At 71.0% G+C, this 23,099-nt stretch carries 25 protein-coding genes and 1 riboswitch; of the genes, 5 read left to right on the forward strand and 20 right to left on the reverse strand.

Going from position 1 to position 23,099, the window contains the following annotated elements; translation table 11 throughout:
* Positions 1–91 precede the first annotated feature (91 nt).
* The gene (gene lepA, locus ATL45_RS05260; RefSeq protein ID WP_093152240.1) at positions 92–1,942 is read right to left on the reverse strand and encodes a translation elongation factor 4; all 1,851 of its coding nucleotides are present in this window, start codon (positions 1,940–1,942) and stop codon (positions 92–94) included.
* Positions 1,943–2,073: 131 nt separating this feature from the next.
* Between lepA and ATL45_RS05265 the strand changes: the two genes are divergently transcribed.
* Both ATL45_RS05265 and ATL45_RS05270 read left to right on the forward strand, forming a co-directional pair.
* Positions 2,074–2,661, forward strand: a complete 588-nt coding sequence (locus ATL45_RS05265; RefSeq protein ID WP_093152243.1) for a class I SAM-dependent methyltransferase — start codon at positions 2,074–2,076, stop codon at positions 2,659–2,661.
* A 59-nt stretch (positions 2,662–2,720) separates the two neighbouring features.
* Positions 2,721–3,704: an adenosine deaminase gene (locus ATL45_RS05270; protein ID WP_177241969.1), complete on the forward strand. Its 984-nt coding sequence runs from the start codon at positions 2,721–2,723 to the stop codon at positions 3,702–3,704.
* Between the two features lie 23 nt (positions 3,705–3,727).
* On the opposite strand, the gene ATL45_RS38290 is transcribed toward ATL45_RS05270, so the two are convergent.
* Complete coding sequence (locus tag ATL45_RS38290; RefSeq protein ID WP_143121630.1) at positions 3,728–3,931, reverse strand: hypothetical protein; 204 nt, start codon at positions 3,929–3,931, stop codon at positions 3,728–3,730.
* Between the two features lie 4 nt (positions 3,932–3,935).
* Positions 3,936–4,529, reverse strand: coding sequence for a TetR/AcrR family transcriptional regulator (locus tag ATL45_RS05275; RefSeq protein WP_093152245.1), 594 nt, complete (start codon positions 4,527–4,529; stop codon positions 3,936–3,938).
* Between the two features lie 140 nt (positions 4,530–4,669).
* On the opposite strand from ATL45_RS05275, the gene ATL45_RS05280 reads away from it, so the two are divergent.
* On the forward strand, positions 4,670–6,232 hold the full coding sequence (locus tag ATL45_RS05280) for a carboxylesterase/lipase family protein (protein WP_093152248.1): 1,563 nt from the start codon (positions 4,670–4,672) through the stop codon (positions 6,230–6,232).
* 40 nt (positions 6,233–6,272) lie between these two features.
* Here the strand turns inward: ATL45_RS05280 and ATL45_RS05285 are convergent, their stop codons facing one another.
* From ATL45_RS05285 to ATL45_RS05295, 3 genes are all read right to left on the reverse strand, one after another.
* Complete coding sequence (locus ATL45_RS05285) at positions 6,273–6,653, reverse strand: VOC family protein (protein WP_093152251.1); 381 nt, start codon at positions 6,651–6,653, stop codon at positions 6,273–6,275.
* Between the two features lie 74 nt (positions 6,654–6,727).
* Complete coding sequence (locus ATL45_RS05290; RefSeq protein ID WP_093152253.1) at positions 6,728–7,591, reverse strand: EamA family transporter; 864 nt, start codon at positions 7,589–7,591, stop codon at positions 6,728–6,730.
* 239 nt (positions 7,592–7,830) lie between these two features.
* Positions 7,831–8,637 carry a TSUP family transporter gene (locus ATL45_RS05295; RefSeq protein ID WP_093152256.1) on the reverse strand — a complete coding sequence of 269 codons (807 nt, stop codon included), beginning with the start codon at positions 8,635–8,637 and terminating at the stop codon, positions 7,831–7,833.
* Between the two features lie 208 nt (positions 8,638–8,845).
* Here ATL45_RS05295 and rpsT point away from each other — a divergent pair, with 208 nt between their 5' ends.
* The gene (rpsT, locus tag ATL45_RS05300; RefSeq protein ID WP_093152258.1) at positions 8,846–9,106 is read left to right on the forward strand and encodes a 30S ribosomal protein S20; all 261 of its coding nucleotides are present in this window, start codon (positions 8,846–8,848) and stop codon (positions 9,104–9,106) included.
* 53 nt (positions 9,107–9,159) lie between these two features.
* On the opposite strand, the gene holA is transcribed toward rpsT, so the two are convergent.
* Positions 9,160–10,146, reverse strand: a complete 987-nt coding sequence (gene holA / locus ATL45_RS05305) for a DNA polymerase III subunit delta (RefSeq protein ID WP_093152261.1) — start codon at positions 10,144–10,146, stop codon at positions 9,160–9,162.
* Positions 10,147–10,242: 96 nt separating this feature from the next.
* Positions 10,243–10,376: riboswitch (SAM riboswitch) on the forward strand.
* 12 nt (positions 10,377–10,388) lie between these two features.
* Between holA and thrC the strand changes: the two genes are divergently transcribed.
* On the forward strand, positions 10,389–11,645 hold the full coding sequence (gene thrC / locus ATL45_RS05310) for a threonine synthase (RefSeq protein WP_093152264.1): 1,257 nt from the start codon (positions 10,389–10,391) through the stop codon (positions 11,643–11,645).
* Positions 11,646–11,706: 61 nt separating this feature from the next.
* Here the strand turns inward: thrC and ATL45_RS05315 are convergent, their stop codons facing one another.
* The 13 genes from ATL45_RS05315 to ATL45_RS05375 all read right to left on the reverse strand — a co-directional run bounded on the left by ATL45_RS05315 (position 11,707) and on the right by ATL45_RS05375 (position 23,051).
* Positions 11,707–14,058, reverse strand: a complete 2,352-nt coding sequence (locus tag ATL45_RS05315) for a DNA internalization-related competence protein ComEC/Rec2 (RefSeq protein WP_121505296.1) — start codon at positions 14,056–14,058, stop codon at positions 11,707–11,709.
* Positions 14,055–14,834 carry a ComEA family DNA-binding protein gene (locus ATL45_RS05320; protein ID WP_093152267.1) on the reverse strand — a complete coding sequence of 260 codons (780 nt, stop codon included), beginning with the start codon at positions 14,832–14,834 and terminating at the stop codon, positions 14,055–14,057. The genes ATL45_RS05315 and ATL45_RS05320 overlap by 4 nt, the downstream gene beginning before the upstream one ends.
* Positions 14,835–14,947: 113 nt before the next feature.
* On the reverse strand, positions 14,948–15,808 hold the full coding sequence (locus ATL45_RS05325) for a DegV family protein (RefSeq protein WP_093152269.1): 861 nt from the start codon (positions 15,806–15,808) through the stop codon (positions 14,948–14,950).
* A 54-nt stretch (positions 15,809–15,862) separates the two neighbouring features.
* Positions 15,863–16,258 (reverse strand): SdpI family protein, encoded by a 396-nt coding sequence (locus ATL45_RS05330; RefSeq protein ID WP_093152272.1) that lies wholly within the window; start codon positions 16,256–16,258, stop codon positions 15,863–15,865.
* Between the two features lie 123 nt (positions 16,259–16,381).
* Entirely contained in the window at positions 16,382–16,996 is a 615-nt protein-coding gene (locus ATL45_RS05335) for a histidine phosphatase family protein (protein WP_093152275.1), read from the reverse strand.
* On the reverse strand, positions 16,993–17,382 hold the full coding sequence (gene rsfS, locus ATL45_RS05340) for a ribosome silencing factor (RefSeq protein WP_093152278.1): 390 nt from the start codon (positions 17,380–17,382) through the stop codon (positions 16,993–16,995). Before rsfS ends, ATL45_RS05335 begins: the two co-directional genes overlap by 4 nt.
* Before the next feature lie 259 nt (positions 17,383–17,641).
* Positions 17,642–17,815, reverse strand: coding sequence for a DUF1737 domain-containing protein (locus ATL45_RS05345; protein ID WP_246025178.1), 174 nt, complete (start codon positions 17,813–17,815; stop codon positions 17,642–17,644).
* Between the two features lie 84 nt (positions 17,816–17,899).
* Positions 17,900–18,553 (reverse strand): YdcF family protein, encoded by a 654-nt coding sequence (locus ATL45_RS05350; RefSeq protein ID WP_093152588.1) that lies wholly within the window; start codon positions 18,551–18,553, stop codon positions 17,900–17,902.
* Between the two features lie 20 nt (positions 18,554–18,573).
* Complete coding sequence (gene nadD / locus ATL45_RS05355; protein ID WP_093152283.1) at positions 18,574–19,182, reverse strand: nicotinate-nucleotide adenylyltransferase; 609 nt, start codon at positions 19,180–19,182, stop codon at positions 18,574–18,576.
* Positions 19,183–19,526: 344 nt separating this feature from the next.
* Complete coding sequence (locus ATL45_RS05360; RefSeq protein WP_093152285.1) at positions 19,527–19,748, reverse strand: ferredoxin; 222 nt, start codon at positions 19,746–19,748, stop codon at positions 19,527–19,529.
* 93 nt (positions 19,749–19,841) lie between these two features.
* Positions 19,842–21,047 (reverse strand): cytochrome P450, encoded by a 1,206-nt coding sequence (locus ATL45_RS05365; RefSeq protein WP_093152288.1) that lies wholly within the window; start codon positions 21,045–21,047, stop codon positions 19,842–19,844.
* An 80-nt stretch (positions 21,048–21,127) separates the two neighbouring features.
* Positions 21,128–21,712, reverse strand: a complete 585-nt coding sequence (locus ATL45_RS05370; protein ID WP_093152290.1) for a TetR/AcrR family transcriptional regulator — start codon at positions 21,710–21,712, stop codon at positions 21,128–21,130.
* A 1-nt stretch (position 21,713) separates the two neighbouring features.
* Positions 21,714–23,051, reverse strand: a complete 1,338-nt coding sequence (locus ATL45_RS05375) for a glutamate-5-semialdehyde dehydrogenase (RefSeq protein WP_093152293.1) — start codon at positions 23,049–23,051, stop codon at positions 21,714–21,716.
* Positions 23,052–23,099: the final 48 nt, after the last annotated feature.

Below are 23,099 nucleotides of genomic sequence, written 5' to 3' on the forward strand. Positions count from 1 at the left end.
GCGGAACGTCTTTCGAAGGCGCGAAAATCCCGCCAGAACGCCAAGTGCCTTCCTCCCCGGGTGGGAAGGAAGGCACCTGTGGGAGATCGAGCTACTTCTTGCCCTTGGCCTTGTCGTCCTTGGACTCGTCGGTGGACAGCGCGGCGACGAAGGCCTCCTGCGGGACCTCGACGCGACCGATGGTCTTCATCCGCTTCTTGCCCTCCTTCTGCTTCTCCAGCAGCTTGCGCTTCCGGCTGATGTCACCGCCGTAGCACTTGGCGAGCACGTCCTTGCGGATCGCGCGGATCGTCTCGCGGGCGATGATCCGCGAACCGATCGCCGCCTGGATCGGCACCTCGAACTGCTGGCGCGGGATCAGCTCGCGCAGCTTGGTGGCCATCTTCGTGCCGTAGCCGTAGGCCGCGTCGCGGTGCACGATCGCGCTGAAGGCGTCCACCGGCTCGCCCTGCAGCAGGATGTCGACCTTGACCAGGTTCGACGACTGCATCCCCGACTCCTCGTAGTCCATCGAGGCGTAGCCGCGGGTGCGGGACTTGAGCTGGTCGAAGAAGTCGAAGACGATCTCCGCCAGCGGCAGCGTGTAGCGCAGCTCGACGCGGGTCTCCGACAGGTAGTCCATGCCGGACAGCTGACCGCGGCGGCTCTGGCACAGCTCCATGATCGTGCCGACGAACTCCGACGGCGCGATGATGGTGCACTTCGCGACCGGCTCGAAGACGTCCTTGATCTTGCCCTCGGGCCAGTCCGACGGGTTGGTGACGACCAGCTCGGTGCCGTCCTCCATGCCCACCTCGTAGACCACGTTCGGCGCGGTGGAGATCAGGTTCAGCTTGAACTCGCGCTCCAGCCGGTCGCGGGTGATCTCCAGGTGCAGCAGCCCGAGGAACCCGCAGCGGAACCCGAAGCCCAGCGCACCGGAGGTCTCCGGCTCGTAGGTCAGCGCGGCGTCGTTGAGCTGCAGCTTGTCCAGCGCCTCGCGCAGCAGCGGGTAGTCGGTGCCGTCCACCGGGTAGAGCCCGGAGTACACCATCGGCTTGGGCTCGCGGTAGCCGCTCAGGGCTTCCTCGGCGCCCTTGCGCTCGGAGGTGATCGTGTCGCCGACCTTGGACTGGCGGACGTCCTTCACACCGGTGATCAGGTAGCCGACCTCGCCGACGCCGAGGCCCGCCGAGGGCTTGGGCTCGGGCGAGATGATGCCGACTTCCAGCAGCTCGTGGGTGGCGTCGGTGGACATCATCCGGATCCGCTGCCGCGGCGTGATCTTGCCGTCCACCACCCGGATGTAGGTGACCACACCGCGGTAGGTGTCGTAGACCGAGTCGAAGATCATGGCGCGCGGCGGGGCGTCGGAATCGCCCTGCGGCGCCGGGATCTGCCGCACGACCTCGTCGAGCACCGCGTCGACGCCCTCACCGGTCTTGGCCGACACGCGCAGCACGTCCTCCGGCTCGCAGCCGATGATGTGCGCCAGCTCGGCGGCGTACTTGTCCGGCTCCGCGGCGGGCAGGTCGATCTTGTTGAGCACCGGGATGATCTGCAGCTCGTGCTCCATCGCCAGGTACAGGTTGGCGAGCGTCTGCGCCTCGATGCCCTGCGCGGCGTCGACCAGCAGGATCGCGCCCTCGCACGCGGCCAGCGACCGGCTGACCTCGTAGGTGAAGTCGACGTGACCGGGGGTGTCGATCATGTGCAGCACGTGGTCGACACCTTCGGAGGTCCACGGCAGGCGCACGTTCTGCGCCTTGATCGTGATGCCGCGCTCCCGCTCGATGTCCATCCGGTCGAGGTACTGGGCCCGGTACGCGCGTTCCTCCAGCACACCGGTCAGCTGCAGCATGCGGTCGGCCAGCGTCGACTTGCCGTGGTCGATGTGCGCGATGATGCAGAAGTTCCGGATCCGCTCCGGGGGCGTGAACGTGGTATCGGCGAAACTGCTCACTCAGTGTTCCTCGCGGATGTCGGCTGGGTGCGGGGGTTCACCCCATGGTCCCACGACACGCCAAGTGCCCGATGTCCAACTCCGGGTCATCCCCGATGCCACCGCCGCTCGCACGGTGCTGAGCTGGTCGTATGAGTGGTTTTCCGGAGTTCGCCCTGGACCGTGCGTTCGGTCACCCGCGCGGTTTGCTGGGCACCGTGGGCGGCTGGCTGATGGCCCACCACAACGCGGCGACCGAGCAGCAGGTCGTCCGGCTGGCCCGGCTCTCCGGCTCCGAGCGGGTGCTGGTCATCGGGCCGGGCCCGGGTGTGGGACTGCGGGCGGCCGCCGGGCAGGCGGCTCGGGTGGTGGGCGTCGAGCCTTCCGAGCAGATGCGCCAAGCCGCCGCGCACCGCTGCACCGGTTTGGCCAACGTGGCGCTGCAGGACGGTGACGCCGAGTCGACCGGCCAGCCGGACGCGGCGTTCGACGTGGCGCTGAGCGTCAACAACGTGCAGCTGTGGCCGGACCGGATCGCGGCGCTCGCCGAGCTGCGCCGAGTGCTGCGGCCCGGTGGCGCTCTGCTGCTGTCCACCCACGCCCGGTGGCTGCCCGGTGGACGCGCCGGGCTCGACTCGGACGTGCGCGCGGCCGGGTTCACCGACGTGCAGGTATGGGCCTGGCAGCCGCCGGGCCGGGCCGGCGCGCAGGTGCAGGCCCGCGCCGTTCGCCCGGCATGACCGGTCGTTACCGTTGACGGCCGGTAACCCGACCGAACGAGCTCTTGGAGGACCGCCAGATGTCGTTGGGCTTGACGCTGCCCAAGGCCGAGCTGCACCTGCACATCGAAGGGACCATCGAACCGGAGCTGGTGTTCAGCCTCGCCCGGCGCAACGGCGTGGAGCTGCCCTTCGCGACCGTGGACGACCTGCGCCGCCGGTACGTCTTCGACGACCTGCAGTCCTTCCTCGACCTCTACTACCTGTCGATGGCCGTGCTGCGCACCGCGCAGGACTTCACCGACCTCACCGACGCCTACCTGGCCAAGGCCCGCGAGCAGGGCGTCCGCCACGCGGAGATCTTCTTCGACCCGCAGGCGCACGTCTCCCGCGGCGTCCCGCTGGCGGAGGTGATGACCGGGCTGACCGAGTCGCTGCGGACCAGCCGGGAGCGCTTCGGCATCTCCACCCGGCTGATCGCGTGCTTCCTGCGCGACCTCGGGCCGCAGGAAGCGCTGTCGACCTGGGAGACGCTGCAGCCGCACCTGGAGCACATCGACGGCATCGGCCTGGACTCCGCCGAGGTGGGCCACCCGCCGCAGCTGTTCGAGCCGGTCTTCACCCGGGCCCGCGACGCAGGCCTGCACGTGGTCGCGCACGCCGGTGAGGAAGGGCCGCCGGAGTACGTCTGGCAGGCCATCGACGTGCTCGGCGTGGAGCGCGTCGACCACGGCATCCGGTCGGTGGAGGACGGCGCGCTGCTCAAGCGCCTCGCCGGTGACCGCACTCCGCTCACGGTGTGCCCGCTGTCGAACGTCCGCCTGCGCTGCGTGCCGGAGCTCTCCCGGCACCCGCTGCCGCGACTGCTGGACGCCGGCGTGCTGGTGACGATCAACTCCGACGACCCGTCCTACTTCGGCGGCTACGTCGGCGAGAACTTCACCGCGCTGCAGGAAGCGCTGAAGCTCGACGACTCGGTGCTGCGCCAGTTCGCCGCCGACTCCTTCCGGGCCTCGTTCCTCCCCGAGGCGGAGCGCGACGCCCTGATCGCCGAGATCGAGTAGCGATCGCCGGAGCGCGGCTCCGGTCAGGCCCGGGCGAGCTCGACCAGGTGATCGGCGAGCTCGCCCGGCACCGCGTTGGAGCCGAGACTGCGGCCGACCAGCACGACCGGGCCGTGCGCGGCGACCACGAGGACTTCGACGCGCAGAATCGCTCGCCCGCACCTTCGGATCACCCCGGAGACGCCGAGCGCCTCCGCATAGGCACGCCGGGCGCCGAGAACGAGCAATCGCTCAGCTCTCGCCGTCCGGCCAGACCACACCGGAGAGCGCCCGCAATCCCCGCGCCACTTCAGCCGCGCTCGGGGCGTCCTCGGGCGAGACCATCCACTGCAGCATCACCCCGGACAGCAGTGCCATGTGCACCGATCCCAGGCTGCGCACCTGCTCGTCCGGGAGGGAATCCTCGCCGGTGACCAGCAGCGCCGCCGCCTGTCCCGCCCTGCCCTGCCGCATGCCGTCGGCCAGCCGGTCGCGCAGCTCCGACGAGCGCGCGGCCTGCATGAAGGCCTCGACGCTGGCCAGCCACAGCGGGCGGTGGCTGGTGAACGAATCGATCATGCGCGCCCACATCGCCTCGAACCGCTCCGCCGTCCCGGCGTCGCTCTCACCTTCGGCGCCGAGGGTGCGCGCGACTTCGGCGCCCCACTCGTCCATCGCCTCGAACAGCGCGGCGTTGAGCAGGTTCTCGCGCGATCCGAAGTGGTAGCCGATCGCGGCCATGCTGACGCCCGCCTCGGTCGCGATGTCGCGCACCGTCGAGCGCTCGTAGCCCTTGTCGAGCAAGCAGCGCTTCGCCCCGGCCAGCAGATCCTCGCGGTTTCCCATGGCCGGACCCTAGCAGTTGATGGCGCATCCGCCTCAGGCAAACGCCTTGCGCAAACGTCTTGCGCATTTGCCCAAATCCTGGATAGCGTTCCTCCGCACCGGACGCCGACCCGGCGGTCCACGACGGAGAGGAGCGGCCAATGACCGGCCGCACGCGACATTCGAAGACGTTCGCCGTTCTGCTCGCGGCCGGACTGACCGCAGGGCTCGCCGCTTGCGGAGCGCAACAGCCGGATGACCCCGTGGTGCTGACCGATTCCGGTCCCGTGCGCGGTGCCGTGACCGAGCAGACCCGGTCCTTCATCGGCATCCCGTACGCGGCCCCGCCCACCGGCGCCCTCCGCTGGGCACCGCCGCAGCCCGCGCAGCCGTGGGAAACGCCCCGCGATGCGACGCGCAAGGGCAACTCGTGCCCGCAGGTCGGCATGGAGATCGGCGAGCCGAGCACGACGGAGGACTGCTTGTACCTCAACGTCACCGCACCGCGGCGGGCCGCGGACCGGCCGCTACCGGTGATGGTCTACCTCCACGGCGGCAGCTTCGTCGACGGCGTCGGGCACCGCTACGACCCCACACCACTGGTGACCAGGGGCGATGTCATCGTGGTGACCGTCAACTACCGGCTCGGCGTCTTCGGCTTCCTCAGCCACCCGGCCCTCGACGCCACCGGCGACTACGGGCTCCAGGACCAGCAGGCCGCGCTGCGCTGGGTCCAGCGCAACGCGCGGGCGTTCGGCGGTGACCCGGGCAACGTGACGCTGTTCGGCGAGTCGGGAGGCGGGTTCTCGGTGTGCGACAACCTGGTCTCCCCCGGCTCCGCCGGGCTCTTCCACCGCGCGATCATCCAGAGCGCCCCGTGCGCTGTTCAGTGGTCTCCCGAGACGACCTCCGCGCCGCGCCCGAGGGCCATCGCCGCGCAGCAAGGGGTCGGACTGGCAGCTCGCGCGGGGTGCGCCGATGAGGCGACAGCGGCGGACTGCCTGCGGCGCAAACCGGTACCAGAACTGCTGGAAGTCGCCGCCGGGGAGAACTTCAGCCCCGCGCTCGGCGGCACCGCGCTGCCGTTGGACCCGGCGACCGCGCTGGAAAGCGGCCGGTTCGAACGAGTTCCCGTGCTGCACGGCATCAACCGCGACGAAGAGCGCTTCATGACCATGGGTGCGGAGCTGATGAACGGCCGGCCGCTGAGCTTCGAGCAGTACCGCGCCGAAGTGGCGCAGCTGTTCCCGGCCCACGCCGACGCCGTGATCCGCGAATACGGTTGCTACGACGACAGTTGCGCGAGCCTGGCGAGATCAGCCGCGATCACCGACCACCGCTGGGCGAAGTCCTCGCTGGACACCGCCACCGCACTGGCCCGCTGGACACCCACCTACAGCTACGAATTCGCACCGCGGGAAGCGCCCTGGCATGCAGGAGTCCCCCGGCCGCCGTACCCGATGGGCGCCTACCACACCGCCGAGCTGCCGTACCTGTTCAACGCGGACTGGGCCGAGCCGCTGGACCAGGCGCAGCGGGAACTCGCCGTCCAGATGATCGGCTACTGGACGCGGTTCGCGGCCACCGGAGACCCCAACGGGGACGACGCCGCGCGGTGGGACCGGCATGTGGTCTTAGCGCTGGAATCCGGTCGGGCGGGCGGCATCGCGGTCCGGGATTTCGCCGCCGAGCACCACTACGAGTTCTGGACCGCGATCGGCTGAACCGGGTGTCGCGGTTCCACCCGGGGCCGCCACGCTCTCGTCAGAGGTTCCGGACGTCGACGCGCAGCGGGTGGTCCGACGGGATCTCCACCAGCACGATCCGCATGCCGTCCGGGTCGGCGATCCAGGCCTCGTGCAGGCCCCACGGCTTGCACTCGGGCTCGGCCAGCACGGTGACACCGCGCTCGCGGAGCTGCTCGAACTCCGACCGCACATCGCGCACCTGCACCCAGAGCACCTGGTCCGGGCTCGGTCCGGGGCCGCCGCTGCCGGAGATCTCCAGCAGCCCCTGTCCGAGGAAGAACACCGTGCCACCGGGGAACTCCCGGGCGATCGCCAACCCGAGCACGTCCCGGTAGAAGCGCAGCGAACGGTCCCGCTCGCGCGGTCGGAGGATCAACCGGCTGGCCAAGACATCCATGTCCCATTCCTACCCGGCCGAACCCCGGATCGCCGGATCAGCTCGCCGCATCCACCGAACGTCCCGAGCGCTGATCAGGCGATGCCGAGGAGGACGACTCCGGTGAGGACGACGAGTGCTCCCGTCATCCGGCGGCCGGGTTGGGACTCGCCGAGGAAGCGCCAGGCCAGCAGGCCCGCGATGACGATGCTCAGCTCGCGGGCCGGGGCCACCAGGCTCACCGGGGCGAGCTGCATCGCGAACAGGACGAGGATGTAGGCCAGCGGCGACAGCAGCGCCACCGCCAGCACCGCCGCGCGGTGCTCGGACCAGACCGCGGCGATCTGGGCTCGGCGGCGGGCCGCGTAGGGGGCGAGCAGTCCGGAGCGGGCGAAGTTGTTCGCCCAGTCGTACAGCAGCGGGGACAGCGCCAGGCCGGTCACCGCGTAGGCGTCCCACACCGTGTAGGTCGCGATCAGCGAACCGGTCAGGACGCCGAACCCGACCCCGGCCAGGCTCGCGCCGGAGCGGGGCAGGCCATCGGACAGCCCGATCACCAGCACTCCCGCGATCACCAGCAGGCCGCCGGCGACCCCGAGCCAGCCCGGCCGCTCGCCCAGCACCAGCACCGCGATCAGCATCGCCAGCATCGGGCCGGTGCCCCTGGCCAGCGGGTAGACCACCGACATGTCACCGACGGCGTAACCGCGCTGCAGCAGCAGGAAGTAGGCCAGGTGCACGACCGCGCTGACGAGCACGCCCAGCACCCAGTCACCCAGCGGCGGAACGCCGAACAGCACCAGCGCCCCGGCGGCCACCGGCAGGTACAGCACCGCTGAGCAGGTGGCGGTCAGCCAGACGAAACCGGCGCCTGCCGATCCGGCCCGCTTGGCGAAGAAGTTCCAGCCCGCGTGGGCGAACGCAGCGGCCACGACGAGAACAACGGCGACCAGACCCATGGAACCCTCTCCGCACCGCGCGGGCGCGCGGCAGCCGGGTTCCTCCAGGCTTTTGTCCCGTCAGATGTACGACCGCGTCCGTTCGACGGTCGCCGGTGCCGCTCGGACCGGTCCCCCGCGCTCCTGGTTGTGGCGATCTGCGTCGGAGCGGGAGCGGAACCCTAGGCACAGCCAGCCGTGATGCTACGCCGCGCGGACACCCTGACTGAAGGATCTTGTGGGCTGCGGCACCCTCGCCGCTACGCGCCGGCGGCCATCTTCCAGCCGAGGCTGATGACGAGGCCGACGACCACGGTCAGGAAGACCCGGCGCACGAAACCCGATCCGCGCCGGGCGGCCAGCATCGCGCCGAGCACGCTGCCCGCGATGTTGCTCAGCGCCATCAGGATTCCCAGGCCCCAGAGCACCTTGCCCGCCGGGATGAAGAAGATCAGCGCGCCGATGTTGGTCGCGACGTTGACCACCTTCGCCGTGGCCGATGCCGTGAGGAACGCGAAGCCGACCAGGCCCACCAGCAGGAACACCAGGAACGATCCGGTGCCGGGACCGGCGATGCCGTCCCAGAAGCCGATCACCGCACCGCCCGCGAGCATCACGAGCAGCTGGACGCGGCGCTGGAAGCGCGGCGCGTCCACCGACCCGAGGTCGGGCTTGCGCCAGGTGTAGAGGCCCACGGCCACCAGCGCCACGAGCACGATGATGTTGAGCACGTGCGAGGGCAGCGCGTTGGCGAGCATCGCTCCGCCCAGCGATCCCAGCAGCGCGACCAGCGCCATCGACAGCGCGGCGCTCCAGTCGATCGGAGTGCGCTTGGCGTAGGTGCGGGCGGCCGCGGCGGTGCCTGCGATCGCCGCGACCTTGTTGGTGGCCAGCGAGTAGATCACCTCACCGCCCGGCAGGAGCAGCAGCATCGCGGGCAGCTGGATCAGCCCGCCGCCACCGACGATGGCGTCGACCGCCCCCGCGAGGAACGCCGCCGCGCAGAGGAAGAGCAGTCCGGCGAGCGTGAGATCGGCGAAACCAGGCCAGTTCAGGGCATCCAGCACGAGGATCGACCTTATGGTCTGCGGGGACCGGTTCCGAGCCGATGTGATCGCTGTCGCGCCCGCTCGCCCGGCCGGCATCCGCCCAGGTCGCGGCTGTTAACATGGTCGACCGTGCCGTGCGGCGTTCCGCCGTGGAGGAAACCTGCCCCCGGGCAGGGCCGAGTCAAGCGCGGCACGACCGATTCGACAGACGCGAAAGAGGCGAACAGTGGCCAACATCAAGTCCCAGATGAAGCGGATCAAGACCAACGAGAAGAACCGGCAGCGCAACAAGGCCGTGAAGTCCTCGCTGAAGACCGCGATCCGCAAGTTCCGCGAGGCCGCTGCCGCCGGTGAGAAGGACAAGGCCATCGAGCTGCAGCGCGCCGCCAGCCGCGAGCTGGACAAGGCCGCCAGCAAGGGCGTCATCCACCGCAACCAGGCCGCCAACAAGAAGTCGGCTCTGGCGCAGCGCGTCAACGAGCTCTGAGTTCGGTCTGCTCAACGGCCCTCTCCCCGCGCGGGAAGGGGCCGTTTTGCTTGTCAGGAGCGCTGGTTGCGGAGTTCGACGAGGCGCAGGACGGTGCGTTCCAGTGCGTAGGTGGCGTCCGCGGCCATGCCCTTGACACCGGCGTTGACCTCGGCGACCGCCTGGAGCGCGGCCGCGAGGGTCTTGGGCGTCCAGCCCCTGGACTGCGCCAGCGCCTTCTTCACCTTCCACGCGGGCATGCCGAGCTCGCCGGCCAGGCGGAACGGGTCGTTGCGACCGCCGGCCGCGGCGACCCGGCCGATGGTCCGGACCGAATCCGCGAGCGCATCGGCGATCAGCACGTGCGGGACGCCGAGCTGCACCGCCCAGCGCAACGCCTCCAGCGCGGCGGCCCGGTCGCCGGTCACGGCCTTCTCCGCGACCGCGAACCCGGTGACCTCCGCGCGTCCCCGGTGGTAGCGGCGCACCGCGGTCTCGTCGACCTTCCCGCCGGTGTCGGCGACCAGCTGGGTCGCCGCCGCGGAGAGCTCGCGCAGGTCCGAGCCGACGGTCTCGATCAGCGCGGCCACCGCGGCCGCGTCCGCCTTGCCGCCCGCCCGGCGGACCTCGTCGCGGACGAACGCCTCCCGCTCGGCGGACTTGGTGATCTTGTTGCACTCGGTGACGCGCGCGCCCAGCTTGCGCAGCGCGTTGGGCAGTTCCTTCGCGTACTTCGACCGCCCGCCGCCGGTGTGCACGACCACGAGCGTCACGCCGTCCACCGGCTGCTTGGCCTGGGCCAGCAGGGCTTCGGCGATCTCCTTGCCCGCGTCCTGCGCGGATTCCACCGCCAGCACCCGTCCCTCCGCGAACAGCGACGGGCTGAGCAGCTCGGCCAGCTCCGGTGGAGTGAGTTCGCTCACCTTCACCCGGCGCAGCTCGGCGTCCGGGTCCGCCGCGCGGGCCGCTCCGACCGCCGCCCACAGCGCGCGTTCCACCAGCAGTTCCTCGTCGCCGAGCACCAGGTGCAGCGGATCGGTGACCACGGACGGTGAGCTCATGCAGGCATCGTCCCACGCACCCGCGACGATCCCGGCATCTGGATCGGCCTGGCCAGAACCGCGCGCGATCCATTAGCGTTGCGGGCACAACCGAATAGCTCATCCAGAGGGGCAGAGGGAACGGCCCGATGAAGCCCCGGCAACCGTTCGTCCGGCGAATCGTGTCTTCTTCCGCGAGGTCTCCGGCGAAAGCGGTGCCAATTCCGACCCGTCCGCGGGACAGATGAGGAGAGGACCTCGCGATGACCGCTGCTGCCCCTGCCCAGAAGACCTACGACCTGGGCAACGCCGTCGAACTGGTGTCCAAGGAAGAGGGGCACCGGCAGCCGCTGGCCCCCGAGTTTGTCTCGCTCGAAGACTTCTCCCCGCTGGAAGTGGCCTACGACTTCCCGCGAATCCGCCGCGAGGACATCGAAGCCGGCCCCCGGTCGATCTGGCGCTACAAGCAGCTGCTCCCGGTGCCGACCAACGTCGAGGATCACCCGAACACCGACCCCGGCTGTACGCGCCTGATCCGCGCCGACAACCTCGCGAAGGCGTTGGGAGTCAAGCGGATCTGGATCAAGGACGACACCGGCAACCCCACCCACTCGTTCAAGGACCGCGTGGTCGCGGTCGCGCTGGCCGCCGCCCGCGAGTTCGGTTTCAAGGTGCTGGCCTGCCCGTCGACCGGCAACCTGGCCAACGCGGTGGCCGCGGCCGCCGCCCGCGCCGGCTGGGACTCGGTGGTGCTGGTGCCGAAGACCCTGGAGCGCGCCAAGATCCTGATGAGCGCGGTCTACGACGGCTCGCTGCTCGCCGTCGACGGCAACTACGACGACGTCAACCGCCTGGCCACCGAACTGGCCGGCGAGCACGAGGACTGGGCGTTCGTCAACGTCAACGTCCGCCCCTACTACTCCGAGGGCTCCAAGACGCTGGCCTTCGAGGTCGCCGAGCAGCTCGGCTGGCGGATCCCCGAGCAGATCGTGGTGCCGATCGCCTCCGGTTCGCAGCTGACCAAGGTCTACAAGGGATTCAACGAGCTCGGCCAGGTCGGCCTGGTGGAGCCGAGCCCGGTGCGGATCTTCGGCGCGCAGGCCACCGGCTGCTCCCCGGTGTCCACCGCGTACAAGGGCGGGCACGACGTGGTGCAGCCGGTTCGGCCGGACACCATCGCGCGCTCGCTGGCCATCGGCGCGCCCGCCGACGGCCCGTACGTGCTGGACATCGTGCGCAAGACCAACGGCGCCATCGAGGACGTCACCGACGACGAGGTGCGCGACGGCATCCGGTTGCTGGCCCGCACCGAGGGCATCTTCGCCGAGACCGCCGGTGGGGTCACCGTGGCCACCGCGAAGAAGCTCATCGAGACCGGCCAGATCGACCCGGACGCCGAGACCGTCCTGCTGATCACCGGTGACGGGCTGAAGACGCTGGACGCGGTCCAGGACCAGATCGGCCCGAAGGCCACCGTGGCGCCGACGACCGAGGCCGTCAACCAGGCTCTCGGCCTGTAATTCCCTCCGGGCAGTGCGCGGTGCCACCGAGGCGCCGCGCACTGTCCACAAGAGACCGTAGTCAGCGATCCACCGCGCGCAGCGGATCCCCTCGTGAGACGTGCCGGGGGCCGTTCGGCCCCGGCATGATCGCGATGTCTCCTTCCTGGTCGGTGCGCAGCACTTTCGCGCCCGCGCGGGTGAGCACATCCACCACGAACGGGCTGGGGTGCCCGTAGCTGTTGCCGTCGCCGACGCTGATCAACGCCGTCCCCGGGCGGACCGCGTTCAGGAATCTCGGTGTGGTGTAACGAGATCCGTGGTGCGGGACCTTGAGCACATCCGCCCGCAGGTCCAGCCCGGAGGCGACGAGCTCGCCCTGGGCGGGCAGCTCGATGTCGCCGGTGAGCAGCACCCGCCCGGCCGGCGTGGTGGCCAGCAGCACGATCGATGCGTCGTTGGCGTCCTCCGCTGTTTGCGTCCTGGCCAGCGCCGGGTCCGGCGCCAGCACGTCGAGCACCAGGCCCGGCCAGCTCGCCCGCTGCCCGGCCTGCATCGGCACGACCGGAACCCGGTGCGCCCTGGCGTCTCGCACCACCTCCCGCATCGCCCACGCCGGTTCCCGCAGCGGCCCCACCGCCACGGCTCCGACCGAGAACCTGCCCAGCAGGCCGGTGAGTCCGCTGACGTGATCGGCGTGCAGGTGCGTCAGCACCGCCAGCGGAATCCGGCGCACTCCCAACCGGTCCAGGCACGCCGCGGACCGTTCCAGATCCGGACCGGTGTCGACCACGACGGCTTCTTCCGGCCGCCCGGTGGCGAGCACCAGCCCATCGCCCTGACCGACGTCGCAGGCGACCATGCTCCAGCCGGGCACCGGCCAGCCGGACACAGCGCTGCGCACCGGCACCAGCACGAGCACCACCACCAGCAGGGCCACCGCCGCCAAGACGCGGAACCGCTTGCCCCGCAGGACGAACAGGCCGACGACGACCAGGGCCGCCAGCAGCAGTCCACCGGCGGTGCCGGGTAACCATTCGAACGATCCGCCGGGGACGGCAGCCGCGCGGTCGGCCACCAGCGCCAGCCACTCCAGCTCTGGCGCGGCCAGCCAGCAGAACGCACCCGCCAGCCACCCGGAGAGCGGCGCGACCACCGTTGCGAGCACTCCGAGCACGGTCGCCGGTGCGACGACCGGACCGGCCAGCAGGTTCGCCGGTACCGCGACCAGGCTGACCGTCCCGGACAGCGCCGCGACCAGCGGAGCCGTGACGACGTGCGCGGCCAGCGGGACCGCGATGGCTTCCGCAACGCCGACCGGAACGCCGCGATCCCGCAGCGCGGCCGCCCACGCCGGTGCCAGCACGACCAGTCCGGCCGTCGCCGCGACGGACAGGGCGAACCCGGCGCTCGTGGCCAGCTCCGGCAACAGCAGCAGCAAACCGATCACGCTCGCCGACAGGACGGGCAACGCCGAGCGCCGTCTGCCCAGCACCAGCGCCAGCAGGGTGACCGCACCCATCGCCGCCGCCCGCAGCACGCTGGGCTCCGGACCGGCCAGGACGACGAATCCGACCAGCGCCGCGCCCGCACCCAGCACCGAGAGCACCGGTCCGGCGCCGATCAGGTGCAGCACCAGGAGCACGGTGCCGCACACGATCGCCAAGTTGGCCCCCGACACCGCCATGAGATGCGTGAGGCCTGCGGTTTCGAAGTCCTGCGCCACTTCCGGCGGCAGCGCTCTGGTGTCGCCGATCACCAGTCCGGGCAGCAGTCCGGCCGCGGCCGGGCTCAGCTCCGCCGCTGCCGTTCGGCGCAGCCCCTCGCGCAGGTCCGCCGCGGTCCGCTGCCAACCCGGCGGCGCAGCGACGTCGGTGGGAGCCCCGAACACCTGCAGCGCGGCGATCGTGAGCTCACCCGACCGCGGTGGTGCGGCCTTGCCGCGGACCGTCACGCTCTGCCCGGCGATGAGGTCGCGCCACCGGTCGGTCGGCACCAGCAGCACCACCGAGCCACCGGCCCGCACGTGCCTGCCCACCACGACGGCGGTCTCCAGCTCGGTCCGGACCAGAGCGCGGTCCTGTGCTCGCTGCGCTCCGAACGACGGGCCGCGCAACGGGATCGGCGCACTGGTCAAGGTCACCCGTGCCGTCAACCGCTCGCCGTGGTGGGCTGCTTGACGCACCGGGTGGTGCTCGGCGTGGTGGCCGCGGACGGCCATGCCGGCTGCCGCGACACCAGCCAGCAGCAGGACCACCAGCGTTGCCCTGGCCCAGGCGCGGTTCCGCGAAGCCGGCCACACCAGCGGCACCACCAGCAGCGCGAACACCGCTGCCACCGCTGCCACGAGCCACCCGGCCAGCAGGCCGATCAGCGTCGCCGCCCAGACCGCGACCGCGGTCGGCGCCAGTCGGAGGTCGAACCCGGTGCTCACACCCGCACCAACTCCCGCAGCCGGGCGAAGCGGGAACTGCCGATCCCGCCCACCTCCCGCAGCTGCTCCACCGACTCGAACCGGCCGTGCTCGGACCGCCACTGCACGATCCGCTTGGCGGTGACCTCGCCGACGCCTGGTAGTTCATCGAGCTGCTCCTCCGTTGCGACGTTCAGATCGACCTTCCCGTCACCGGTCTGCCCGGCCTGGGCCTGCGGCGGGACCGGCACGGCGACGTAGAGCTGCTCGCCGTCGGTCAGGCGGCGGGCGAGGTTGAGCCCGGTCAGATCGGTGTCCGGCAGCGCGCCACCGGCGGCCTCGACCGCATCGGCGACCCGGCTGCCGGGCTCGACGGTGACCAGTCCCGGGCGATCGACCTGGCCGACGACGCTGATGACGAGGTCCGGCTCGGCCGCGGTCGTCACAGGAGGCGGCGGCAGCACCGGTGGCGGCGCCGGTTCGGCGACCGATCGCGACGTCCACGCCATCGCGGCCACCCCGAGCAGCACGACGACGGCCACCAGGGCGATCGCGAGCACACCGGCCCGGCCGGGGTCCACTCTGGACCTCAGCATGGATTCGGGCAGCCATCGCTCGGCGAGCCTGCGCACGCGGTTGCGCGGCACCGGTTCCGGTGGTGCCACCGAATAGTCGGGACCGGCCCGTTCCGCCGCGTCGTCGCGGGCGGCGTGCCGGCGCAGGGTCTGCAGCCTGCTTCGCGGGTCGAGGACTTCGTCGGGTTCACCAGCTGCGCGGAATGCTTGCACGTCGAACATGGCGACGAAGGTAGAGCAGACGAAAGACGTTGTGCAGCTTTATTTTTCGCCAAGCCGACCACAGTGGACGCGGATTCGGCCCGATGGTGTGGAATCCGCCCACCGAAAGATTCTCAAGCGCCCGAACGCCACCCGTTCGGGAGCACCACGACGCCCACCGCACCGGGCCCGATGTGCGCCCCGATCACCGCGCCCACCTCCGAGACCACGCAGTCCGCGGCGGCACCGAGATCGGCGCGGATCCGGCTCGCGAGCTGCTCGGCGCGCTCCGGGGCCGCCAAGTGGTGGACCGCGATGGCCGCCGGCCCGGAACCCGCTGCGGACGAGGAGATCTCCAGCAACCGGGACATCGCCCGCGTGGTCGTCCGCACCTTCTCCAGCGCGTCGATCCGCCCGTCGTGGACGTGCAGCAACGGCTTGATCGCCAACGCCGTGCCCAGCACCGCGGCGGCGGTGCCGATCCGGCCACCGCGCCGCAGGTATTCCAGCGTCTGCACGGAGAACAGGGTCGTGGTGCGCTCGGCGGTGGCCGTCGCGGTGCGCACCACCTCGTCCAGGTCAGCGCCCGCTTTCGCCGCCTCGGCGGCAGCCAGCACCGAGAATCCCAGCCCCATCGCCGCGGACCGCGAGTCGACCACCCGCACCCGGTCCGGGTCGACCTCGCGGGCAGCGAGCCGGGCCGCGTCCCACGTGCCCGAGAGCTGCCGGGACAGGTGCACCGCGACCACCCCGTCGGCACCTTCGTCGAGCGCCGCCCGGAAGGCGCGCGCCAGCTCCTGCGGCGTCGCGCCGGCGGTGGTCACGCGGTGCTTGCGGGCGAAGGCCCGCGCCAGGTCGTCCGGGCCGAATTCCGGCTCGCCGACCGCCACCGCCCCGTCCACGCTGACGTGCAGGGGAACGGTCCGCACCGCGTACCGCTCGGCGTATCCCGCCGGCAAGTACGCCGTCGAATCGGTGACGACTGCAATGGGCACCCCGCAACCCTACGACGTCGTGCACGGGGTCCGATCAGCGCTCGCCCAGCGCGGTCAGTCCTCGTTCCGGCCGACGTTCGCGGCCCGCCCGGCGGCGTTGGCATCGCGGGTGCCGAGCAACATCAGCACCACCACGACGACCAGCCCGGCAGCCGGGAGCAGCAGCAGGAGCGGTGAGCCGGTGCCCGCGATCAGCTGGCCCGTCGCGATCATCGCCGTCACGGCCGCTGAGGAGTAGCCGACCCACACGCCGGCGCGCGTCCAGGGCCACGCCGCGAGATGCCCGGCCTCCCACGCCTCGTCGGAGGACATCGTGACCTTCGTCCTGATGCCGAGCATGCCGTTGCGCTTGAGGTTCCCGCTCGCGACCGACCGCTGGATGCCGTGCACGACACCGGACATGAGAACGAGGCCCAGCGCCAGGACGAGCGAGTTTCCCGCAGCCTCCACCGACCGACCCCCAGCGCATCGAGCGTGCCGAACCGAGACCATGAAACCAGGCAAAACGACCACGGGACGAAGGTGGTCGGCGGATGACTCCGGACGGCTCAGCGCGTTCGCGCCGTTCAGCGGTCAGTTCTCGGCGGGGACGCCGGCGTTGTAGGCCATCAAGCGCCAGTGGGTGTCGCTGCGCCGCTTGAGGAGCACCCAGTGGCAGTTGCCGATGCCGCCCAGACCGGGCCACAGCTCCAGCGGGAGCCCGACCAGCTTCGCGGTCAGCGCGGTGATCAGGCCGCCGTGGGCGCACAGCAGCGCGGTGCCCTGGTGCTGGTGGTCGAGTTCCTCGACCACCTCCGCGGCACGCTCGGCCACCTCGACGCGGGTCTCCCCGCCGGGTGGCGCCCACGTCGGGCTCGACCGCCAGGTCTCCAACGCCCCAGGCCAGCCGTGCTCGACCTCAGCTCCGCTGAGGCCCTGCCACTCCCCCAGATGCGTCTCGCGCAGTCGCTTGTCCAACCGCACCGAAGCCCCGCTGACCTCGACGAACGCTTCAGCGGTGGTGCGTGCCCGGTTCAGGTCCGAGCTGACCGCGGTGTCCGGCGCGAAGCGGGCGATCAGCGGCGCCGCGCGGCGGGCCTGCTGACGACCGGTCTCGGTGAGCGCGCTGTCCAGGTGCCCCTGCAGGCGTCCGGACGCGTTGTAGTCGGTCTCCCCGTGCCGCCAGAGCACTAACCGGTCGAGGCTCACGCCTCGTCCTCCGGCGAGTCGGGCACGTTCGCGTCCTCGAACTCGATCCGCGGGCAGTCCTTCCACAGCTTCTCCAGCTGGTAGAAGGCGCGCTCGTCGGCGTGCTGGACGTGCACCACGAGGTCGACGAAGTCCAGCAGGACCCAGCGCCCCTCGCGCGCGCCCTCCCGGCGGACCGGCTTCGTGCCGGATTCGCGGACCTTCTCCTCGATCTCGTCGACGATCGCCGCGACCTGCCGTTCGTTGGGCGCCGAGGCGATCAGGAAGCAGTCGGTGATGACCAGCTGCTCGGAGACATCCAGCAGGACCACGTCGGTGGCCTTCTTGTCCGCCGCGGCCTGCGCCGCGATCAGAGCCAGTCGGCGAGCGTTCTCGGTGGCTGCCACGTCACTCCTCTCGAGGTGGGCCCGGTGTGCGACCCACACCGGTTAGAGGATAGGCCAGCCCGCAGTGCGCCAGGACGGACCACCTCGGCCGACCACCGGCCGCATCGTCCGCTATGCCCAGGACTCGCGATCGTTTTTAACGCGCGATCCCGAGCACCGGCCGCGAAGCCGTCCGCACTGAGGCGAACACCACGCAAGTTCGCCCGGTCTCGGACGGGCTCACCCCTCAGCTCGTACCACGCGCGGCCGCGGCCGAAGATCAGTCTTGTTCGGAGGGCAGGATCACGGCCTGCCCAGCGATCACGCTGTCGCCCTTGCACGTCAACGTCGGTGAGCCGTGGAGCACGTAGCCCTCCTCCAGCAGCGCGCTGATCCGACGGCAGAACTCGGCGTTGTCAGGACCGGTGATGAGGCGGTAGCGCAGTCTTTCCACGACGACGAAGATAAAGCGCCCACCGACGAACCGGATTCGTTTCCCGCCCCGCCGACGTGCTCGGCGGGACCGACCAGGTCACCGCTATTCGGCGACGAGCCTGCCCGTGTAGCCGGCTTCGACGAGGCGGCGGAAGGCCTCGTCGACCTCGGCAGGCACCTCCTGCGCGACGGCGAAACCGCGCTCGGCGTAGGCGGTGATCCGCTGGGTGTCGCCGACGAGCATGGTGATGACGCGGTGGACGTCGCCGATCGACCGGACGTAGTCGTCCAGCGGCAGCCGCTGCGCGCTGCAGACGAACTCGACCTCCGGCCAGATCTTCCTGGCCGTGGCCAAGGCGCGGCGCTGCTGGTAGGGGCGCGACACCAGCAGCGCGGAGCCGACCCGGACACCGGACTCGGCGAGCAGCGCGCGGGTGAACTCGATGTTCTCCGCCGTGTTCGTCGCGCGAGGCTCGACCAGGATCGCCGAATCCGGCATCCCGCGTTCGAGCGCGTGCTCGCGGTAGTGCACGGCCTCGCCGCGCGGGAACCGCTCGACGGTCGTCGCGGCGTTCGCCCCGGTGAACACCGCCAGCGGGAAGTAACCGGCCCGGTGCAGGTCGACGACGTGATCGGCCACACCAAGGTCGTGCCCGCCCAGCCCGATGGCCACGTCGCAAGCGCGGAGTTCGTGCGGCACGAAGTGGTAGTCCCACAACAGCTCCACGTCCGCGCGGAGCTCCGAAGGCACTTCCACCACGACCTCCCGAAAACGCGCTACGGACCCCACTCCGGGGTGACCTCGCGGTAGAGGCCCCGCTTGGAGATGTACTGCACGATCCCGTCCGGGACCAGGTACCAGACCGGCAGCCCGGCGCGGACGCGGTCGCGGCAGCCCGTCGAGGAGATCGCCATCGCCGGGATCTCCACCAGGGACACCGCTCCGGCGGGCAGGTGCGCTCCGTTGAGCGAGTAGCCCGGCCGCGTCACACCGATGAAGTGCGCGAGCTCGAACATCTCCTCGACCCGGTGCCAGGACAGGATCTGCTCCAGCGCGTCGGCGCCAGTGATGAAGTACAGATCGGCGTCCGGGTACTCGGCGTGCAGATCGGTGAGGGTGTCCGCGGTGTAGGTCGGGCCGGCGCGGTCGACGTCGACCCGGCTGACCAGGAAGCGCGGGTTGGACGCGGTGGCGATGACCGTCATCAGGTAGCGGTCCTCGGCCGGGCTGACCGCCTCGTGGCTCTTCTGCCACGGCTGCCCGGTCGGCACGAAGATCACCTGTTCCAGGCCGAACTGGGCCTGCACCTCGCTGGCGGCCACCAGGTGACCGTGATGAATGGGATCGAAGGTGCCACCCATGACCCCGATCCGGCGACGAGACATAGCTGCCAAGCCTAGGAAAGGATCCCTGCCGAGCGCTCGGTGGGGCGTCGCGAAGTGTCGCGGATCGCACCGCGCGGCCCGGTTCAGCCCCCCGCCGAACCGGGCCGCACGCCCCTCATCAACCGTGTGGTCCAGGTTGGGACTCCCCTCCCAACCCGGGCCGCACGGCCCCCGCCGACCGCGGAACCCGGCCCAAGCTCCCCCCTGGGCCGGGCCCCGCGGCCCTGCGCGACCTTCGGCGGCTGGGGGCCCACCTACGGTCGCGGGCGCTGCCGTTTCTCAGGCGCGCACGGGTGTGACCCCGCAGCTGAGGGGCTATGACGCGACCTCGAACGTGTCCTGCGTCACTCCTCCGGGGCGATCACCCGGCCCGACCCGACCTCCTTGACCAGGATCGCCTCGACCGGGCACGACTCGGCCGCGTCGACCACCTCGTCGGCCGGCTCCACCTGCGACTGCTTCGCGCTGGCGTACCCCTCCACCAGCTCGAACTGATCCGGCGCCACTCCGGCGCACATGCCGCTGCCGATGCAGGTGTTCGCGTCGATCTCGATCGACCAGCTCATCTGCCACCTCTTCCAGTACTCGTCCTGACCGTTGATCGGTGCAGCTCACGCCATCAGCGCCTCCGCAGAGCAGCTGCGCGAGCATGAGCTGGATCACTCGCCACCTTGCCACGCCAGCAGCATCTTCTGGGGCCCGCGGACCAGCATTCCGCGTTTCCACTCGACGTCCTCGGCGGACGTCGCGAAGCGCAGGCCCGGCAACCGCGCCAGCAGCGTGCTCAGGGCGACCTGCAACTCCATCCGCGCGAGCTGGGCGCCGAGGCAGTGGTGCGGGCCGTGGCCGAAACCGATGTGCGAGGCCTCCTGGCGGGTCAGGTCGAGCAGTTCCGGATCGCTGAACACCGTTTCGTCGCGGTTGGCCGCGGAGGTGCTGACCATGACCGGTTCGCCCGCGCGCACCAGCACCCCGCCGAGTTCGACGTCCTCGGTGGCGTACCTGGGGAATCCCGCACCGCTGCCGAGCGGCACGAACCGCATCAGCTCCTCGACCGCTCCCGGCACCCGGTCGGGGTTCGCGCGGAGCTCGGCCAGCTGATCGGGGTGCGTGAGCAGCACGTAGACGAAGTTCGGGATCTGGCTGGCGGTCGTCTCGTGCCCGGCCACCAGGATCCCGGCCGCCAGCCGGACCAGTTCCTCCTCGGAGAGCTTGTCCTGCTCGTCGCGGGCCGCGATCAGCGCGCTGAGCAGGTCGTCGGCCGGTTCCGCGCGACGCTCGGCGACCAGCCCGGCCATGTAGTCGAGCATCCGGTCGATGTAGTCGGTGACCTGCTCGGCGGTGAGCTTGGTGGTGGACAGGAACGCGTCCGACCAGACCCGGAAGTCCGCGCGGTCGGCGTAAGGCACGCCGAGCATCTCGCAGATGACGGTGATCGGAAGCGGCAGCGCGAAGTCCTCGACCAGATCGGCCGGTGCGCCTCGCTCCAGCATCCCGTCGACCAGGCCGTCGGCGATCTCCTCGACGTGCGGGCGCATCCGTTCCACCCGGCGCGCGGTGAAGGCCTTGGCGGCGAGCTTGCGCAGGCGCGTGTGCTCGGGCGGGTCCATGGTCAGCAGCCCGCCGCTGGAGGTGTTGGGCCGCATCCTCGGTTCGTCGTGGTGCAGCACCGCGGCTCTGCTGAACCGCGGGTCGCCCAGGACGATCTTGGCGTCTTCGTAGCGGGTCGCCAGCCACGCGGTCTCCCCGTAGGGGAGCTGGATCCGGCTCAGCGGTTCCTGCCTGCGCAGTTCGGCGTAGAGGGGATCCAGGTCCAGGTCTTCGGCTTGGCTGAACGGGTAGGCCCTCGGTTCCGTGGTGGTCATGCACAGCTCCCGGTCGGCGCTTGTAAGCGATTGCTTACATCTTCACCGTACGCAGCCACTTGGTTACCCGCACCCGCCGGTCACCTTTCGTCCGGAAGATCCGTTCGCTCCAGCAGGACCGAGATCCCGCGCGTGACGTAGCGCGCCACCACGTCCGGATCCGCTTGCGCCAGCGGGCTCTTGCCCAGCACCGAGCGCACCATGCCGAGCCCGAACAGCCACGCCAGCACCAGGTCCGCGCGCAGCTCGGCGTCCTCGGCATCGGTCAGCTCCGCCAGCCCGGCGGTGTACCGGGCGCCCAGCTCCTCGCGCAGCACGTGCGCGGCGCGCTCATCGCTGTAAGAGCGCAGCATCGCGGCGATCGGGTGCTCGTCACCGCTGAGCCCGTCGGCGGCCAGCAGGCCGTCGAGCATCCGCCGCGGCAGCCCCTCGGGCGGCTGCGCGTCGAGCAGCCGGGTGCTGTTGTGGCTGAGCACCGCGGCGAACAGCTCCTGCTTGGAGCCGAAGTACCGGAACAGCAGCGCTTGGTTGACCTCGGCCCGCGCAGCCACGTCGCGCACCGTCGTCGCGTTGAAGCCGCGCTCGGCGAACAACTCCGAGGCGGCCTGCAACAGCGCTTGCTTGGTGGCCGCCGAATCCCGTTTGCGGCGCGGCGGCTGGGTCACCTCAGCTCCCCGGGCAGGAGCTCACGTTCGCCGGGGCGCTGCCCGGACGCACGTGCCCGTCGCCGAAGGCCAGCCACTTGGTCGAGGTCAGCTCCGGCAGCCCCATCGGGCCCCTGGCGTGCAGCTTCTGCGTGGAGATGCCGATCTCGGCGCCCATCCCGAACTCGCCGCCGTCGGTGAACGCGGTGGAGGCGTTGACCATCACCGCGGCGGCGTCGACCTGCGCGGTGAACTGCCGCGCGGCGCGGACGTCGCTGGTCACGATGGCCTCGGTGTGCCCGGAGCCGTGCTCGCGGATGTGCTCGACCGCGGCGGGCAGCGAATCGACCACGGCCGCGGCGATGTCCAGGGACAGGAACTCGGTGTCCCAGTCCTCGTCGGTCGCGGCCACCACGTTGGAGCCGCCGACGGCCACCACCCGCTCGTCACCGTGCACCGTGACTCCCGCGCTGCTGAGCTCGGCGAGCGCGCGGGGCAGGAACTCCTCCGCGATGGCTTCGTGCACGAGGAAGGTCTCAGCGGCGTTGCACACGCTGGGGCGCCGCGCCTTGGAGTTGAGCAGGATGCGCAGGGCGGTGTCGATGTCCGCGCTGGCGTCGACGTAGACGTGGCAGTTGCCCACCCCGGTCTCGATCGCCGGAACCGTCGCGTTCTCCACCACCGCGGAGATCAGCCCGGCACCGCCGCGCGGGATCACCACGTCCACCAGGCCGCGCGCGGTGATCAGGTGCTGGACCGAGGCCCGGTCGTGGCACGGCAGCAGCTGCACGGAATCGGCGGGCAGACCGTGCTCGACCACCACGTCCGAGAGGATGCCCACCAGCGCGGTGTTGGAGTTCTCCGCCGACGACGACCCGCGCAGCAGCACGGCGTTGCCCGCCTTGAGGGTGAGCCCGGCGGCGTCCACCGTGACGTTCGGACGACCTTCGTAGACGATCCCGACCACACCCAGCGGCACCCTGACCTGCTGCAACTGCAAGCCGTTGGCCAGCACGCCGCCGCGCAGCACCTCGCCCACCGGGTCCGGCAGCCCGGCGACCGTGCGCAGCCCGTCGGCCATCGCCTCGATGCGCTCGGCGCTCAGGCTCAACCGGTCGATCAGGCCCTCCGCCATGCCGGACTCGCGGCCTCCCGCGACGTCGAGCTCGTTGGCGGCGAGGATCTCCGGCGCGCGGCGCACCAGCGCATCGGCCATCGCGTGCAGCAGCGCGTCCTTGTCGCCCCGGGTGGCCTGCGCGAGCTCGGCGGCGGCCCGCTTCGCCCGCCGCGCCGCGTCGCGGACCTCGTCCCGCAACTGCTCGCCGGACGCCTTGCCTGTGGTGGTGGTCGTCGTGGTCACGCGCCCAGACTAGTCCGTTCGGCCACCGGTCCAGCACCCGATTTTCGG

It is taken from the genome of Saccharopolyspora antimicrobica, from assembly GCF_003635025.1.
Taxonomy (GTDB): Bacteria; Actinomycetota; Actinomycetes; order Mycobacteriales; family Pseudonocardiaceae; genus Saccharopolyspora; species Saccharopolyspora antimicrobica.

What these genes read in the sequence shown, in the direction of transcription:
- ATL45_RS05270 (WP_177241969.1), top strand. Translation starts at nt 2,721, where the DNA reads ATGTCGTTGGGCTTGACGCTGCCCAAGGCCGAGCTGCACCTGCACATC.
- holA (WP_093152261.1), bottom strand. Translation starts at nt 10,146, where the DNA reads ATGAGCTCACCGTCCGTGGTCACCGATCCGCTGCACCTGGTGCTCGGC.
- ATL45_RS05360 (WP_093152285.1), bottom strand. Translation starts at nt 19,748, where the DNA reads ATGAGCTGGTCGATCGAGATCGACGCGAACACCTGCATCGGCAGCGGC.
- ATL45_RS05365 (WP_093152288.1), bottom strand. Translation starts at nt 21,047, where the DNA reads ATGACCACCACGGAACCGAGGGCCTACCCGTTCAGCCAAGCCGAAGAC.
- ATL45_RS05280 (WP_093152248.1), top strand. Translation starts at nt 4,670, where the DNA reads ATGACCGGCCGCACGCGACATTCGAAGACGTTCGCCGTTCTGCTCGCG.
- thrC (WP_093152264.1), top strand. Translation starts at nt 10,389, where the DNA reads ATGACCGCTGCTGCCCCTGCCCAGAAGACCTACGACCTGGGCAACGCC.
- ATL45_RS05320 (WP_093152267.1), bottom strand. Translation starts at nt 14,834, where the DNA reads ATGTTCGACGTGCAAGCATTCCGCGCAGCTGGTGAACCCGACGAAGTC.
- ATL45_RS05285 (WP_093152251.1), bottom strand. Translation starts at nt 6,653, where the DNA reads ATGGATGTCTTGGCCAGCCGGTTGATCCTCCGACCGCGCGAGCGGGAC.
- nadD (WP_093152283.1), bottom strand. Translation starts at nt 19,182, where the DNA reads ATGTCTCGTCGCCGGATCGGGGTCATGGGTGGCACCTTCGATCCCATT.
- ATL45_RS05290 (WP_093152253.1), bottom strand. Translation starts at nt 7,591, where the DNA reads ATGGGTCTGGTCGCCGTTGTTCTCGTCGTGGCCGCTGCGTTCGCCCAC.
- ATL45_RS05275 (WP_093152245.1), bottom strand. Translation starts at nt 4,529, where the DNA reads ATGGGAAACCGCGAGGATCTGCTGGCCGGGGCGAAGCGCTGCTTGCTC.
- ATL45_RS05265 (WP_093152243.1), top strand. Translation starts at nt 2,074, where the DNA reads ATGAGTGGTTTTCCGGAGTTCGCCCTGGACCGTGCGTTCGGTCACCCG.